This window comes from Chryseobacterium sp. FH1, assembly GCF_000735135.1.
In the GTDB taxonomy this organism is placed as follows: domain Bacteria; phylum Bacteroidota; class Bacteroidia; order Flavobacteriales; family Weeksellaceae; genus Epilithonimonas.
In genome coordinates, this window is record NZ_JPLZ01000006.1 from 1,628,940 (window position 1) to 1,646,553 (window position 17,614).

A 17,614-nucleotide genomic window follows, 5' to 3' on the forward strand; every position below is an offset into this window, starting at 1 on the left:
TAATCTCAAAACACTTTAACACAAGAATCGAAATGGCTCGTTACCTATTGCTATTACTACTGATCTGTGCCAATTTTCTTTTGGCCAAAGATATCAACCTTGACTTGTTGGAAAAAGAAATCTTTCAAAATAACAGGGCCGGGAAATACGAAGTTTCTCAACAGAAATTATCCGAACTACTTTTACGCAAAGATCTTTCGAAAGAAGAAGAGGGGCAAATTCTTTATCTGATGGCAAACACTTATCGCAGTGTCAATGATTTTATGATGAGCATTGATTATCTCAAAAAATCTGAAGTTGTTGCTGATGGTCTTCCAAATGGCAATTTGCTGAAAATGAGGATTGATTATGAATTTGCATTTATCTATTTTGATAACAAAGATTATGATAAATCCAGAGTTGCTATGGAACATCTTGCATCTCAGAATTATAAAAATCCATTCCCAGAAGATCAGGCATTTATCCTAATCCAGGAAGGTTATCTGCTGATAAGAGATCAAAAACTAAAACAAGCAGAAAAGAAGTATCAAGAAGCACTCTCAATCATGAGGGATGTTGACTACTGCAATCTTCCGATTGTGATGGTGAAGATGATGGAGCTGTATTCTTATGATAAGCAAATTTCTAAAGTAGAAGACACCTTTCAAGAAACTTTGAAAATCACAGATAGCTGTAATATTTTGAAGTATCGGATTTTTGCGACAGCTGAGATGGAAAGACTCTACAAGCAAAATGGGATGTTTGATAAGGCTAATGTGCTTGGATTGAGGCTAGATTCGTTGCGCAGACTTGAACGGTTGGATGGCAAGATTTCCGAAATGCATGTGATGGACAGAAAATTTCTTGAGAAGGATCAAAGCAATCAAACAGAAACTTTCTTTTGGGAGAAGATCTTTGGAATGTTTTCACTTGTTGGTATAGGATTTGTTGCTACATTTTATATTGTAAAAAGTAGGAGGAATTTTCGAAAAGATAAACTGAAAATGGAGGAGGAGATAGAAGCGATGAGACTAGATCTAAGATCTTATTCTCAACTAAACCACTCTAATGAGAGATTTGTAAATCCGCAAAATATATCTGAAAATTTTGAAAAACTCACAGAGCGACAAAAAGACCTTCTTCGACTCATGGCGGATGGTTTTTCCAACAAGGAAATTGCTGATAAGCTTTTCATTTCTGAAAGTACGGTAAAGTACCACATCAAGAATATCTATAGCATACTCGAACTCAAAGACAGGAAGGATTTTTTCCGAAAACTTAGCCAAAACTAACCTACAAACCTACAACAAGCTCATTCAATTACCTGTCCTCAGGGATAGTTTTTCCCCTGTTTTAGCACAACTAGCCCAAAGTACAGTCTGTTTTCATGTCATTATCAATAGTATTGCACCATTGATTCTGAAAACACATTGATGGTGCTCTTAATCTTGGGGCGTATTTCTAAAATTCATTAACATAAATGTATGTTTTTATTATCATGGATTGTTATCTACCTGAAAGATGGTCGATAATATTTTTGGTCTAAAATCAAATATTTATAGATAATGAAAAAATATTATTTTTTACTTTTTCTTGCTTTATTTACAATTGCAAATGCGCAGACAGATCTAGCGAAATGGGCATTAAATTCTAACGGAAATGTAAGCTATTCGGATAATAGAGTAATAGCGACATCAATTTCCACGACACAGCCAATATCATACCAATCTCAAGGGATGACAGTCACAGGTTGGAATAATGGAAGTGTTGAGCATTACCGATATTTCGGATTTTCGGTTGGTTCTTCGAATGGTAATGCTATTAAAATATCCAATTTAGTTTTTGAACAAGAGAAACTTAATCCTGGTCCAGATAACTATACAATTAGATACTATATTGCTCCAAATAGCAATAATGTAGATGATTATGCATTTTTGCATTCTGTTGGCTCTACAATATTGGTCAACAATGAGTCTATAGTCTCTAATGCAATAAAGAATATTCCTTTGAATGTGACGCTATCTGGTACTCAGAGATTGGTGGTTAGATTCTTCTCATCAGGAAACGATTGGAATGCGGGCTGGAGAATTAAGGCCAACACTCTTAGATTAACCGAAGTTCAAGCAGTAGTTCCTGTTGCAAACAATGATTCTTACAGTGTTTATAGCGATACAGCTACTAGCCTTGATATCTTATCTAATGATAATTCTGGCTCCAGCATCACTGGCATTACAATTACCCAGCAACCTTCACATGGAACTCTAGCGGTGAATGGTGCTACGAATGTAACTTATACACCAGATTCAGATTATCTAGGGAATGATACTTTTAAATACAAATCTAGTAATTCCACAGGATTGTCTAATGAAGCTAATGTCAACATAAGCGTTGTACAAAATCCAAATACGGCCGTGCCAGTTGCAAACAACGATTCTTTTACGGCTTACAAAAACAACGAATCAAGCTTCAATATCCTTAGTAATGATACTTCTGTCTTGGCAATCACTGGTGTGACTATTACCCAACAACCGACACATGGAACATTGATTGTAAATGGTACTACAAATGTGACCTACAAACCTACAACAGGATACACGGGGACTGACTCTTTCAAGTATAAAGCCAGCAATTCCACTGGATTATCAAATGAAGCTAATGTAAGTATTAGTGTAGTTGATAATGTAAATACAGCATTAGCAAGATGGAACAATTCCAACTTTGCGCCTAGTTTTACAAATGGCAGTATAGAAAAAATTAATTTGACATCCACTCAAGGTCTTTCCTATGTGCAGGATATTAGTATCAGTGGTGGTTACAATGCGTTTCAGACATCTGGCTGGCCAGACAAAAATGCACAGACAGTTGATACCTCCAAATTCATTCAATTTACGATCAGTCCAAAACAAGGTTATAAGTTAAATCTTTCTGAATTTAATTTTGAGTGTTTAATGCAAAGCGGTGACGGTAATATCAGAGTTGACTACTCACTGAACAGTAATTTCTCAAATCCAAAAACGATACTTCCTGAAACAGTTATAGGAGCGTCTGCGAAAACATTCTCTCTCACAAATTTTTCCAGACCAATTGCTACAGACGGACAAGTTTTATACTTGAGAATCTATGTTTATAATACTTGGAATGCATTTCAGTTACTGTTGAAAAACGGGCAGAATGTAGGTCCCGCATTCATTGGATATACAGAATCCAGTTCTACTGCGCCTATTGCTTATGACGACACAGTTTCGAATATCGTTAATAATGATATTGATATCGATGTTCTTGTCAATGATGATTATAGCAACAAGATCAATGCTTTGACTTTTACGCAACCTGCACACGGAAGTACGACTCTGAATAGCGATAACAGCATCAATTACATTCCTGCAAAAGATTACATCGGAACAGATTCTTTCACATATTACATTACGAATGAATTTGGTATTTCTAATGCAGCGAAAGTTGACATTACTAATAATCCAAATGCAACTACACCGCTCATCAGATGGGATAATGCAAGCTTAAAAGCAACCGCATTCCAATCGTTCATCAACGAGACAACCATCACCAGTAATGGCGCTATCGGAATTGCTGTAGGTGGAGAAACCAATCCTAGAACTTTCTATGTAGAAACTTCGGGAGATAATACAGTATTTAATTCATCCAAATACATTCAATTTGTATTCGAGAACAAAAGCACGAACAAAACGATTGAGCCAAAGATATTCAGATATTATGCTAAAGGTACAGCTTCAAAATATGAGATCAGATATTCCAAAACAGCTGATTTCTCAAGTGATGTACTTGCTTTGTCCTCCGGAACTATTCCTACTAACTACACGCTTCAAAGTTTTAATTTTGATGACGGGCTTAAATTGGAACCAGGTGAAAAGCTTTACTTGAGAATGTATTTCTATGATACCTATTATGTTCAGTTTATTATGCAGTTCATTACAGGAGCAATGGGACCTGAGATAGATGGTTTATATTACAATCGCGTGTATTCACCAAATAATACCATTTGGCTGAACCCGGCGAATCCTCATTGGAGCAACGGTGTACCAAATGCCACAAAAAGTGCAATCATAGATACATATTATGACACAGCCGTAAGAGGAAGTTTTGAAAGCAAGGATTTGACAATCAATCCTACTGGTAGCTTGATCATCAAGGAAGATAATCCTGTAAGTGTACATGGACAAATTATTAATAATGCTGTTGCTTCTAGCTTTGTAGTAGAACATAACGCAAACTTGTTACAAAGTGCTAATGCTCCAAATACCGGAAATATCACCGTTAAGAAATCTGCGGTCATCCCGAAAATGGGCTACAACTATTGGACTTCGCCAGTTTCCGGACAAAATCTTTATCAGTTTTCAGAGGGCTACAACCAAGCTAACGGAGGTACGGGAACCGGAACGCCTTGGAACAGGTTTTATGTTTATAATGAAGCTAATGATTATTTTGTAACATCTATCGCCAATGAGATCACACTCAATTCTTCTTCTACGTTCCAACAAGGAAGAGGATATGCGATCCGAGGAAAAAACAGCTTCCCAGATGCGGTGACTGTATCATCACCAAGTTCTACATTCCAATTTGTAGGAACGCCACAGAATGGTGATATTAATTCTTACAATTTGAAATGGACAAACGCGGCGCGCGGTTATAATATGGTTGGAAATCCATATCCTTCTAACTTGAGTTTTGATGACTTCTTTGAACAGAACAAATCAAAAGTTTACGGTGTAGCCTATTTCTGGACCAACAATGATGGACAAGTATTATCTCAGCAAAGTAGCAATTATAATGGAAATAACTACGCGATAGAAACAGCTGTTGGAGGGACATCAGCTACATATTTTGGAATTAATAACAGAAAACCTAATGGTAGTATTTCAGTGGGGCAAGGTTTCATAGTTCAAGCTAAGCAAACAGGTAAGAATCAGCCTTTGGTTTTCAACAATGGTATGAGAACCACAAGCACTGCCAATTATTACAACAAAACAGCTCAGAAAAACAGATTTTGGATGGAGTTCAAATCTCCTCTTAATGTGAATAATGAGATTCTGATTGGATATCTAGCCAACGCAACCAATGGATATGACAGCGATTTTGATGCAGATCTTTTGGCCGTGGGAAGTGACTCTTTCTGGAGTATCGTTAGCAATCATAAGTTAGCAATTCAAGCAAAAGATGTTAATTTTACCAATGAAGATATTACGGGAATAGGATTCAAAGCTTCTGTTGCAGGTGACTTCACAATTTCTATTACAGACAAAGATGGGATTTTTGACGCGAATCAAACCATCTACATCAAAGACAAATATCAGAACAAAACTTTCAATCTTTCGCAGGCGCCATACACGTTCTACACAAACTCTGGTCAGTACGAAGATAGATTTGAAATCGTTTACAGAGCTGTGGAAACTCTAGGAACGGATAATGTTTTGAAAAACGGAATCCAGATTTACAAAGATGTTCAGAATTTCATCGTGAAATCTTCCGATAATCTAGATGAAGTAAGCGTTTACGATGCTGTTGGAAGATTGGTTTACGATTCCAAAGTTTCAAAGAGAGAGATTTTAATTAATAAATCAAATTTCGCAGAAGGACTTTACATCATCAAAGCAAGATCTGGAAACACGATCATCACCAAAAAAGTTTTGAAGTAAAATTAGAAACACAAATAATCCATAAATTTTCTCAAACCATCAAAATTATTTTTGATGGTTTTTTCTTAATCTAATATTAAAAATTCATAATTTCGCTCTATGTCATTAGAATTAGTTTTAAAATACTTCCCAGATATCACCAGCGAGCAAAAAGACCAGTTCGCCGAGTTGAAAATCCTATACAAAGATTGGAACGAGAAAATCAACGTCATCTCCAGAAAAGACACAGACAGTCTGTACGAAAAACACATTCTACATTCTTTAGGAATTGCTAAAGTGATGGAATTTGCAGACAACACAAAAGTTCTAGACATTGGAACAGGAGGCGGTTTTCCCGGAATTCCGTTGGCAATTCTCTTCCCAAATGCACAATTCACTTTGGTGGATAGTATCGGTAAAAAAATCACTGTTGTAAAAGGGGTTGCAGAAAGTCTCGGTCTCAAAAATGTGACAGCACATCACATGAGAGCAGAACAGTTGAAGGAAAAATTCCATTTCGTAGTCAGTCGAGCAGTGACGCAGATGCCCGTTTTCCTGACTTGGCTTAGAGGGAAATTTGAGAAAGAACAATTTAATCCAAAGCACAACGGTGTTCTCTATCTCAAAGGCGGCGATTTGGCAGAGGAATTGGCAGGATTGAGATGCGAGATTTTCAACCTCAAAAATTATTTCGAAGGCGAATTCTTTGACACCAAAAAAGTCGTATATCTATCAAAAGGTAATTTTAATAATTAATAAAACGAAAAGATTATGAAGAAAGCACTTATTTTATCAATGATTTCCCTGTCCTTTGCAAGCATTATTTCCTGCAACGACAATGACGATTATCCGGAGATTACAGAAGTTTCCGCAAGAAAAATAGACAGTGTGAAAATCCCGATTGACACAATGACTTTGGGCATAATGCAGGAATTCAAAATATATTCCACGTTCACCCGAGGTTGCGAGGGAATCTACAGCTACGATTACAATTACACCAACGATTCTGTGCGAACAATCGCCAATTTTGCCTACAAGACCAACGAAGCCTGCGCCGACGGAACTTATGTAGATGGAAGCAGAATCAACTTCAAACCAGTGAAAACCGGAACCTACACGTTCAAATTTTTCACAGGAAAAGATACCACCGGAGCCAATACTTTCTTCGAGAAAAAAGTGGTTGTAGAATAAAATTCCTCCTTTAGGGTTGGGAAAGTAGAATTTAAATTTTTAGAAGCTTAATCCCGCTTTCCGTTGCAATCTTTTTTGCAAGACGATTTCCTTTTAGTTGAACTCGAGGGTTACGCAAAAAAGGATTTCCGCTGCAATCGGGGCTATGGGTTTTGGCATTCAATTAATGCTTTCAACAGATTAGCAAGATTTGCAAAATCTGCGAGAGAAAATATTCTTATTTCATTACTGAGCCTGTCGAAGACCTTTGCGACCTTAAAATGTTCTCAAAACTTTCAAAAAAATCTTTACGCCTTTGCGTTAAATTTATTTTCAAAGTCAACGAAAATTAATTAAATTGAGCCTTTACTTCAAAAGGCTTTTTTTATGCAGTTTCTCCACAGGATCATTTCAGAATTATTAGAAAATCACAAAGACCTTTCCGCGTTGGACATCGTCTTACCGGGAAAGCGTCCAATGGTTTTCATCAAAAGAATCTTGCAGGAGAAACAATACCAAGGCCTTTTGCCCAACTTTGTTACGATAGACGAACTCATCGCAGAACTCTCCGACGATTTGGAGATCAAGGGAATCGCACTTTGGCTTTTCGCTTACCGAACGTATCAAAAAGTAGATTCGTCCGAAGATTTTTCCGGCTTCCTCAAATGGTTTCCAACCTTGCAAAAAGATTGGGACGATATGATGAAGTTTTCAGAAAACGACCAAAAGATCCTCGAATGGATGTTGGACGAGGAACGCATTAAAAACTGGGGCGAAGATCTCGGCGATGAGGACAACGCAAGAAAAAGAAACCTCAATTTCTGGCGAAAAATGAACGAGTTCCTTCCGCTTCTCAAATCAGATCTAAGGAAAGAAAATCTCGCCACTTCCGGAATGATCTATCAGGAAGCATTTTCAAAACTAGAAGCTTTTGCTAAATCGACTCAAAATCACTTTGTTTTCTGTGGTTTCAACGCGTTATCAAGAGTTGAGGAGCAACTCGTCAGAAAATTACTGCAATGGAACAAAGCCGAAACCTACTTCCAGGCCGACAAATATTACATTGACGATGCAAGACAGGAATCCGGAAAATTCCTCAGAGAAACCATCACGTGGAAAGAATTCGACCTTTACAGAAATTTCAATTGGATCGATGACCAATTCTCTCAACCAAAAAATATCAAAACTTACGAAGTCTCCGGAAACATCGTTCAGGCAAAGGTTTTACCAGAACTTCTGAAGAAAATTCCAAAAGAACAATTGTCAGAAACCGCTTTGGTCTTGTTGGATGAGAATCTTTTGCCAGCCGTTTTGGACAGCTTGACTTCTGTTGAAAGTGTGAACATCACGATGGGTTTTCCGTTGAAGAATCTATCGTTCAGCAACGCGATCAAGAAGCTTTTTTATTTACAGAAACAGCAGGAGAAAAAATCTTCCAGTTATTATTACGCCGATGTTTTACCAATCTTGGAAGAACTTCCAAATGATGAAATCGATGGCGCGATCATTCAAGATTTCATTGCAAAGATCGAGGAACGGAATATTGTTTATATCTCCAAAAATCTATTGGCAGAATTACTTGGAAAGCTAAGTTATTTCCAGCTTCTTCAAAAACCGGAATCAACTCAGGATTTTCTCGATCTCTTAATTAAATTCTGTTACGAATTGAAATTCAAAGAATTGGATGATATTCAGTATGAGAATGTGGCACATTTTGAAAAGGTTTTCAAAGTCATCAAAAACCAATTGTTGCCTTATAAAATTGATATTAAAATTGAGACTTTAGAAGTTCTTATCAATCAATTGGTCAACACAGAAAGCATTGATTTTGTGGGAGAACCGTTAGCTGGATTTCAAATAATGGGACTTTTGGAAACGCGACTTTTGAACTTCAAAAATATCATCCTACTTTCAGTCAACGAAGGTAAATTGCCATTGGGGAATACTCAGAACACATACATTCCATTTGATGTCCGCAAGAATTTTGGATTGAACACTTTTCTTGAAAATGACAGCATCTACGCTTATCATTTTTATAGATTAGTTCAAAATTCAGTAAATGTCCATCTGCTTTATAACGCATTGAGTTCTGGCGTCAACACAGGTGAAAAAAGCCGTTTCATCACACAATTGGAAATGGAAAGTCCGCACAACATCGAACATATCATCATCGAAAATACTTCCGAACCAATCTCGCAGGAACTGATGAAGATCGAGAAGAATGAAGCCGTAATGCGACTTCTGAACGAATGGAAAAACCGTGTTTCAGCTTCACATCTGGTGACTTATCTTTACAATCCCATTGATTTTTACCTCAATCAAATCCTAAAAACAAGAGAAACCAACGAGATCGAGGAAGAACTGTCCCAAAGAAATTATGGGAATTTGGTTCATTACGCTTTACAGTTTTTGCACGAACCAATCAAAGGTAAAATTCTATCAATTAATGATTTAGAATATTTACTTCAAAAAGTGGATGAATCAATAGAAGATGCTATTGAAAAACTAAAACACCAATCGGAATTCTACGAACGCGGAATGAATTTTATTCATAAAGAGATCGCCAAAAGGGTAGTGCGCAACATTGTAGAGTACGATCTGGAATTGGTGAAAAATGGTTTAGCGTTAGAAATCATCGACCTCGAAAAAGAGATCAATTGTGATTTTTACCTTGATGAAAACCGAACCGACAAAATCAGCTTTTACGGTTTCATCGACAGGATTGACCGCCTTGACGGAGTGACTCGGGTGATTGATTACAAAACGGCAAAACCAAAAAAATTAACTGTTAGTTTAGGAAAGAATAAGGAAGAAAAATTGCCGGAATTGTTTTTTAACGACGACTACAAACAAGCTTTGCAACTTTCGATCTATAAATATTGCATCATCAATTCTCTCAACATTAAACCAGAAAATGTGGAAACCGCCATCTGGTCTTTCGCAGAAGTGAATAATGGTCCGCAAAATCTCAATTTCATTGATATTGAAGATTCTGAAGTGGAAGATTCCATCAGAAATCTGATTGCAGAAATTTTGAATCCTGAAGTTCCGTTTGAGGAAAAGGAGAAAGTGAGTTGGTAAGTTTTATATGAGGGAAAGGCTTCGACTCAGCTCAGCCTGACACTGATTGGTGAAATTTTAGAATCAGTAAAGTTGTCACACTGATTGGAGTTGAAGTGTTGATAGTCACCACTCGTAAGGTTTTATATTTTTTAACATTTTACTGGAATTTAGAATTATCCAAAGTATCGTTGGAAAAACCCACAAACTTTGTGACTTTTACTATAAATAGAAAAATCTTTACCACTTTGCGTTAAAACATCAATCCAGAAACCAAAGCAAACTCGCCTTCAGCTCACGTTTCCAATAAGCTTCTGTATGTGATCCATCTTCATCTATTTTCACCACGATATTCTTTTCCGGAACCGATTTCTTTAACAATAATTTTTCCATATTTTTAATTTCTGGCGCCACTGTTTCATCTTCATTTTTCCCTGCTACAAAATAGAATTTAGAATTCTTTAGATTGTTTTGATTGACATTCAAATATTTGTTCAAATCCTTTGAAGCAAACCAAAACGCTGGACTGAAAATTCCCGCTTTTCCAAAAACAGTCGGATATTTTGCAGAAGCAAAAAGCGAAATCAATCCACCCATCGAGCTTCCAATGATCAAAGTTTTTGACGCTTGTTTCTCGGTTCTGTAGGTTTTGTCGATGTAAGGTTTCAACGTTTTTGCCAAGAATTCTACATACAAATCACCTTCGCCAGTTGTCTTGTATTTTGAATTATTCCACGGTGAATATTCTGTCAATCGTTTGTCACCGCCGTTGTCAATTCCGATAACGATTGCGGATTTTCCAGTTTCTTTATAAAGTTCATCCAGAGTTTCGTCAACGCTCCATTCTCCAGAAAAACTGGTGAACTCATCGAAGAGATTTTGTCCGTCGTGCATATAGATCACAGGATATTTTTTCTTCGAAGTTTCATAATCGGGTGGGAGATAGATCCAGATTTTCCGAGTCGTTTTAAGTTGCGGAATGTTGAATTTTTCACTTAATATTTTGACATTCGAAGTTGTTGTGTGTTTCTTTTCTTTTGGCGAACTCCAATTTTTAATTTCTAACTCCACCGTTTGAATTTTTTCTGGATTTTCCAAAATTCGGTTTTGGATTCCGTTTCCTTTTTCATCCGTTTCTGAGAAATCCCAACTTCCTTTCGTGATTTTATATTCAATTTTTTGAGCTTGATTTGGAATCAGTAAAGTGTAAAAACCATCTGAGTTTTTCTTAAATTCAAACTGAGAATCCTCTGCTTTCCAGCCATTAAGATTGGAAGCCAAATATAATTTTGCTTTATCTTCGGTGTTTTGAGGAAGCTTTGTAATCCGTAAAGTGATTTGCGATTGTATTGTTATAAAGAACAATGAGAAGATTAAAGCCAAATTTTTCATAGAAGTAAAATTAGAAATTATTTTAATCTTGATTCATTTTTTAAACTACATATGAGAGAAAAAAGTTTTTGCCGCTTTTTCAAGTGGATTAATTCTAGTCTTTTTGCGTCATTTGCGGTTTGACAATTTTACTCTAAATAATTTATGAAAACTTTAAGGCTTGCTTTTTATTTTAATCTTTTTAGGTTTTGTAAATTTGGAACGCTTTAAATGTTTTTAATCTAACATCTAAAGCTTAATATCTAATATCTATTTTTAAATGACAACAAAATACGAACAAATTCCAAGTTCACTATTCGTAAAAAACAGAAAGAAATTTGCCGAAAAACTATTACCAAAATCTTTGGCAGTTTTCAATTCCAATGATATTTATCCCATCAGTGCAGATTCCACGATGCCTTTTCAGCAACACCGCGATATTTTTTATCTGAGTGGTGTGGATCAGGAAGAAAGCATTCTGGTGATTTTTCCAGATGCTTATTTGGAAGAGAACCGCGAGATTTTGTTTTTGAGAGAAACCAACGAACATATTGCAGTTTGGGAAGGCGAAAAATTAGATAAAAAACAAGCTTTCGAGACTTCAGGAATCCAAACTGTTTACTGGTTGAGCGATTTTGATAAAATTTTCAAAACCTTGATGTATGAAGCAGAAAATGTTTACCTGAATAAAAACGAACATTACAGAAGTGCTGTAGAAACGGAAATCCGCGAAGACCGATTTATCAAAAAAATCAAAGCAGATTTCCCGATGCACAATTATAAAAGAAGCAATCCAATCCTGCAACGTTTGAGAAGCATTAAAGAGCCGGAAGAATTGGCATTGATCCAGAATGCTTGTAATATCACGGAAAAAGGAATTAGAAGATTGCTGAATTTCATCAAACCAGATGTTTGGGAGTATGAAATTGAAGCGGAATTGATCCACGAATTCGTAAGAAACAGAAGCAAAGGTTTTGCCTATACACCAATCATCGCAAGTGGAAACAATGCGAATGTCCTACATTACATCGCAAACAATATGCAATGCAAAGATGGCGACGTAATCCTTTTGGATGTTGGTGCAGAATACGGAAATTACTCCAGCGATTTGACAAGAACAATTCCTGTGAACGGCAGATATTCCGAAAGACAAAAGAAGATTTACAACGCTGTTTTGAAATGCAAAGAGGAAGCGGAAGATCGCTTGGTAGCTGGAAACAACTGGTACAGATTCCACAAAGAAATGGGAGAGGTTTACACTTCGGAATTGCTTCAATTAGGTTTGATAGATAAAGCTGATGTACAAAATGAAGACCCGAAATGGCCGGCTTACAAGAAATTTATGATGCACGGAACGTCTCACCATATGGGATTGGACACGCACGATTACGGAATTTTGACGGATGATTTTGTTGAAAATATGGTGTTTACAAACGAACCAGGATTCTACATTCCAGCAGAAGGTTTTGGCGTGCGAATCGAAGATGATTATGTGATCCAAGAAGTTGGAAAACCATTTAATATGATGGCCAATATTCCAATCACTGTTGAAGAAATAGAGGATTTGATGAACTAAGAAAATCCATTAAAATATAATCCCCAATCTTAAATTTCGACCATTTAGGATTGGGGATTTTTTATGATAAGTACAATTGTAACAAAGCCCGATTATGTTTTATATAAACGGGCTTCTTGTTGGATAAATTTTTGATTCATTCGTGTTAAACTATGATAACACAAATTAAATGCCAATATTATTTCTTGAAAAACTCCATCAGATCCATATAGTTTTTCTGGTTGACGCCGTGGCCAGCCATATATTCTCTGAAAGAAAAATAGGCGCTTAAGTCATATAATAATTCTGCTCCTTTTTTTGCCCATTCGATCGGGATAGCGCCGTCGTCTGTGCCGTGTGAGATGAAGAATCTCAAATGTTCGATTTTCTTTTTGTCCTTCACCATATTTTTCAAAAGTTTTTCTTCTGGGAAGGTACTTAGACAAGCAATTTTCGAGAAAAGATCTGGATACTGCAAAGCCAAAGAATAAACAATGATCCCACCTTGGCTGAAACCGCAAAGGTGCGTTTTGTTATTCGTAAGTCCGTAACGGTTGGAAACGCTTAAGATGTTTTCCAAAACTTGCTTCACGGCTTCTTCTGCCTGAGTTTCATCTACGAAGTTTTCTGCACTGTTGAAATCGATGTCAAACCAAGCGTAACCGCCATTATCGGAATTGTAAGGTGCTCGGAAACTTACGACCAACCAATCTTCTGGCAAAGTCGGGACAAAGCTGAAAAGGTCTTCTTCATTGCTTCCGTATCCATGAATTAGAAACAGAATTGGTGTTTCCGGCGTGATATTTTGAGGTTCTCTTACGAGATATTGTAATTCCATAATTTTTAATTGGTCAATTGTAAAAATACAATGTCTTTTGTTAATTAATTTAAATCACTGAAACAATGAAGTAATTCTTTTTCCCTTTTTGGATAAGCAAGAATTTCCCATCAATCAAATCATTTTCAGAAACCGAATAGTCTTCGCCAACTTTGGTTTTATTAATGGAAATCGAGTTTCCAGCTAATTCTCTTTTCGCTTCACCTTTAGATTTAAGGAAACCTGTTTTTTCAGAAATCAAATCAATGATATTGGTTCCGATTACTTCTGATTTGGAAACTTCTTTCTGGGGAACACCATCAAAAATCTGAAGGAACAATTCTTCATCCAAACTCACAAGATCTTCCGCTGTGGATTGTCCAAAAAGTATGTTTGAAGCTTTTACGGCTTTTTCAAATTCGTCTTTCCCGTGAACCCAAATCGTTACTTCCTCCGCCAATTTCTTTTGAAGTTTTCTTTCGTGGGGAGCCGTTTTGTGTTCCTCAATCAACGTTTCAATTTCTTCTTTTGGAAGGAATGTGTAGAACTTGATGAATCTTTCAGCGTCCGTGTCGGTAGCATTCAACCAGAATTGGTAGAATTTGTAAGGCGAAGTTTTCTTGGCATCTAACCAATAATTTTCTCCACTTTCAGACTTCCCGAATTTGGAACCGTCCGCTTTTGTGATCAATGGAACCGTTAAAGCAAATGCTTCACCACGCGCTTTTCTTCTGATTAATTCTGTTCCGGTAGTGATATTTCCCCACTGGTCAGATCCGCCCATTTGAAGTTTCACGCCCTCGTTTTGGAAAAGGTGAAGGTAATCGTAGCCTTGCAAAAGTTGGTAAGTAAATTCTGTAAAGCTCATTCCATCCACACCAGAATCTCCGGAGAAACGTTTTTTCACAGAATCTTTCGCCATCATATAATTCACCGTGATGTGCTTTCCGATATTTTTAGCAAAATCAAGGAATGTGAAATTCTTCATCCAATCGTAATTGTTGACAAGAATTGCCTTGTTGTCGCCATTGCCATCAAATTCTAAAAATCTAGATAGTTGATTTTTGAGACAATCTACGTAATGGAGTAGTGTTTCCTCACTTAGAAGATTGCGTTCTGCAGATTTTCCAGAAGGGTCGCCGATCATTCCCGTTGCGCCACCTACCAATGCGATTGGCTGATGACCGTGTTGTTGGAAATGCGCTAAGATTTTAATTTGAATCAGACTTCCGATATGCAAAGAATCCGCGGTGGGATCAAATCCGATATAGGCTTTCGTCAATTCTTTGTCCAGTTGTTCCTCCGTTCCCGGTGTCATATCAGAAAAAAGTCCGCGCCATTTCAGTTCTTCTATAAATGCATTCATAGTCTTAAAAAATTTCGTGCAAAGATAAGGATTTGAAGTGGTAAAATATTTTAGTTTTAATAATTATTCAACGATAATAAATTTTAACAAATAATGCAAATAAATGTATTAATTTTTGTTATGATATATAGCATATTTAAATATGATTAATTAATAATAAATTAATATACTGGATGTTTTCATTTTTTCTAAATTTGCAATCGCACAAAATGATGAGATAGAATTTACTAAATACTACTGAATGAATAAGATTTTTAAAGTAAGTGCATTTCTAGTGCTTGCTATTACTAGTAATTGTATCACTGCTCAAACAAGACCTGACGCTATTTATGGTGATTATAATGGATATTGGACTTCTTCCAATGCCTCTGGTACCCTTGCTAGGGAAGCTAATAATTTGGTAGCATATACCATAGGATCTACAATTTATGCGACTGGTGCAGATAATAATGTATTGACTTCTCACGGCATTACTAATTTTGTAAATGAAAACTACAGAGCGTTCCCAACTTCATTTTCAATACTTTCTACTGCGAATGACTTTTTAGTAGGTCAGCCAGCTTATGCCAATGGAGCACTAGTGACTGCAGCAACTAAACCAAATCTTTCATGCGGTTTTTCATTAGGCTATTATCTAAGAGATGGCAAAAATGGCTTGGATCTTAGTTCGGCTGTTTTCAATATTCCAAAACAAGAATTAGTTTTTTTTGTCAATGTTCTGGCCGATATCAATCCATCCTGCATTTCGGATAATATTCCTGATATTATTGTTACCCAAGTTGGTGAGCCTCACGCTACCTTAACTGATATATTTAAGTTTACAGACATAAATGGTGTTACGGTTGGAAATGAAAAAGCTGTTGCATTTGCTTCAACAGCCTCATTAGGAAAGGCACAATGGAATTTTTATTCGGCCTCAGTTGCTTGTCCATATCCATTTAACGCTGGTTTTTCTAATACGCCACGAGATGTTCGTGTCCTTACTTTTAAATTAAGCGATTTTGGTATTACCCCAGCTAACTATCGAAATGCGGTAAAATTTGTACAAGTTTTATCAGGATTTAGTGATGTTGCATTTTCAGCTTATAGTACAAATTCTATGACAATGTATTGTTTGGAAAACGCAACCTTGACAGGAACAGCACTAGATACTAAGATAGGAATAAGCTCATTGGGACGTGCAGGAACCGAAGCGAGTAACAACAATTGGCCACAGGTAAGAAAAGGTGGTGCATTGGCATTGGAATCTAATACAAAACCTTTTGTTCCTACCCGTATTTCTACCGCAAATCTTGTTAATATAACAAATCCTGTAGAAGGAATGATGGTTTACGATACTACAGAGAATTGTTTAAAAATATATGTTAATTCAACCATCGGTTGGAGATGTTTTAATAAAAAAACTTGTCCTTAAAATGAAAAAATTATTAATCTTACTGTCAATTTTATTAATTAGTAATTGTAATGCACAAGTTATTTTCGGTGATGCAATAGGATCGGCAACAAATAAAACTTCTGTTTTAATGGAATTTTCTAATACAGGAAATAGAGGTATGATTCTGCCTTGCGTTACAGATAAAACAAGAATTACAACACCAGGAAGCATGATCTTGGACGCAACAGTGAGAACTGCCGCAAAAGTAGAATATTACAACGGAACAACATGGTTTGATCTTAGTAGCGGACAGACTGCAAATGTTACTGCATTTGCAGCCATTCAGCCTATTGCATTAGAAAAACCAAACGCAAAAGTGGTTATCGGAAGTGAAACTTCTGCAACCGATGGCATATTAGTTCTTGAATCTGCCACAAAAGCAATGGTTTTGCCGGTTGTTTCCTCTCATAATAATATAGTCAATCCTTCTCCGGGAATGATGGTAATAGTAAATGGTGGTGGAATAAAAACGCTGGCTTTTTACAACGGAAGTAAGTGGGCTTTTTGGAACTATTGATTTTTACTTAATAAAATAAAAAAAGAATTTCTAATTTAGAGATTCTTTTTTTTTGTATTCTATTGAATTTTTAATAGCTTGATACTTTTAAATATGAGAAAAACTACACTACGAACTTTGATTGCTTTTAGTTTTACTCTCTTCTTTCTTCCATTTTTAAAAACTTGTTCTAATACTCATGAAGTAGAAACCATAGAAACTACATTTTTGGATTCTACAGGAACATTTACTGAAAGTAACGATACAATTATAGCTCAAAAACCTGTTTTAGAACAAGAAGAAAAAAAATGTTCGGAACAAGAAAACGAGAGTATAGAATTAAATATCACTAAGTCTGATGATTCTTTCACATATAGTTTTTATAGACTATTATTGAATACGTGTGGAAAAGCCGAATATGATACAAACCCTCTGTTTGACAAAACCTTTTACCCGTTGTTAGGCTATTTGACAGTTTTCGTATCTACAGTGATAATGCTGATTGTTTCTTTCTTTAATCGAATAAATACAATCAAGATATTAACGGTAATTAATTTAAGTTTATTAATAACTTCTACAATTTTATTCTATTTTTGCGACGTCATTAGGTCTATGAATCAAATTAAAATTGGGGTTTATTTAATTATTATCTACTTCATTTTAATTTACATCATTAGTAGAAATATTCTGAACAACAATCAATTAGTCTAATAA

The 17,614-nt window shown here is 36.1% G+C and carries 12 protein-coding genes; 9 read left to right on the forward strand and 3 right to left on the reverse strand.

The annotated features are described in order from the left end of the window. The first annotated feature begins 32 nt into the window (after window positions 1-32). The 5 genes from IO90_RS19120 (at window position 33) to IO90_RS14395 (ending at window position 9,881) form a co-directional block, all read left to right on the forward strand. Complete coding sequence (locus IO90_RS19120) at window positions 33-1,271, forward strand: LuxR C-terminal-related transcriptional regulator (protein ID WP_051878732.1); 1,239 nt, start codon at window positions 33-35, stop codon at window positions 1,269-1,271. A 273-nt stretch (window positions 1,272-1,544) separates the two neighbouring features. Then, complete coding sequence (locus tag IO90_RS14375) at window positions 1,545-5,651, forward strand: Ig-like domain-containing protein (protein ID WP_034967968.1); 4,107 nt, start codon at window positions 1,545-1,547, stop codon at window positions 5,649-5,651. Between the two features lie 99 nt (window positions 5,652-5,750). Next, a complete protein-coding gene (gene rsmG, locus IO90_RS14380) occupies window positions 5,751-6,386 on the forward strand; it encodes a 16S rRNA (guanine(527)-N(7))-methyltransferase RsmG (protein ID WP_034967971.1) in 636 nt (211 codons plus the stop codon). A 15-nt stretch (window positions 6,387-6,401) separates the two neighbouring features. Beyond that, window positions 6,402-6,821, forward strand: a complete 420-nt coding sequence (locus IO90_RS14385) for a hypothetical protein (RefSeq protein ID WP_034967973.1) — start codon at window positions 6,402-6,404, stop codon at window positions 6,819-6,821. Between the two features lie 366 nt (window positions 6,822-7,187). Beyond that, window positions 7,188-9,881 (forward strand): PD-(D/E)XK nuclease family protein, encoded by a 2,694-nt coding sequence (locus IO90_RS14395; RefSeq protein ID WP_034967978.1) that lies wholly within the window; start codon window positions 7,188-7,190, stop codon window positions 9,879-9,881. Between the two features lie 240 nt (window positions 9,882-10,121). Here the strand turns inward: IO90_RS14395 and IO90_RS14400 are convergent, their stop codons facing one another. Further along, window positions 10,122-11,252, reverse strand: a complete 1,131-nt coding sequence (locus IO90_RS14400) for an alpha/beta hydrolase (RefSeq protein WP_034967981.1) — start codon at window positions 11,250-11,252, stop codon at window positions 10,122-10,124. Window positions 11,253-11,511: 259 nt separating this feature from the next. Here IO90_RS14400 and IO90_RS14405 point away from each other — a divergent pair, with 259 nt between their 5' ends. Further along, window positions 11,512-12,807 (forward strand): aminopeptidase P family protein, encoded by a 1,296-nt coding sequence (locus IO90_RS14405; RefSeq protein ID WP_034967983.1) that lies wholly within the window; start codon window positions 11,512-11,514, stop codon window positions 12,805-12,807. A gap of 178 nt (window positions 12,808-12,985) precedes the next feature. On the opposite strand, the gene IO90_RS14410 is transcribed toward IO90_RS14405, so the two are convergent. Together IO90_RS14410 and tyrS are read right to left on the reverse strand one after the other, a co-directional pair. Then, entirely contained in the window at window positions 12,986-13,624 is a 639-nt protein-coding gene (locus IO90_RS14410; RefSeq protein WP_034967986.1) for an alpha/beta hydrolase, read from the reverse strand. Between the two features lie 49 nt (window positions 13,625-13,673). Continuing rightward, complete coding sequence (gene tyrS, locus IO90_RS14415; RefSeq protein ID WP_034967988.1) at window positions 13,674-14,969, reverse strand: tyrosine--tRNA ligase; 1,296 nt, start codon at window positions 14,967-14,969, stop codon at window positions 13,674-13,676. A gap of 241 nt (window positions 14,970-15,210) precedes the next feature. On the opposite strand from tyrS, the gene IO90_RS14420 reads away from it, so the two are divergent. The 3 genes from IO90_RS14420 to IO90_RS14430 all read left to right on the forward strand — a co-directional run bounded on the left by IO90_RS14420 (window position 15,211) and on the right by IO90_RS14430 (window position 17,611). Next, the gene (locus tag IO90_RS14420; RefSeq protein WP_034967991.1) at window positions 15,211-16,383 is read left to right on the forward strand and encodes a hypothetical protein; all 1,173 of its coding nucleotides are present in this window, start codon (window positions 15,211-15,213) and stop codon (window positions 16,381-16,383) included. A gap of 109 nt (window positions 16,384-16,492) precedes the next feature. Continuing rightward, on the forward strand, window positions 16,493-16,921 hold the full coding sequence (locus IO90_RS14425; RefSeq protein WP_131450899.1) for a hypothetical protein: 429 nt from the start codon (window positions 16,493-16,495) through the stop codon (window positions 16,919-16,921). A gap of 93 nt (window positions 16,922-17,014) precedes the next feature. After that, window positions 17,015-17,611, forward strand: coding sequence for a hypothetical protein (locus IO90_RS14430; RefSeq protein WP_034967996.1), 597 nt, complete (start codon window positions 17,015-17,017; stop codon window positions 17,609-17,611). The last annotated feature ends 3 nt before the right edge of the window (window positions 17,612-17,614 follow it).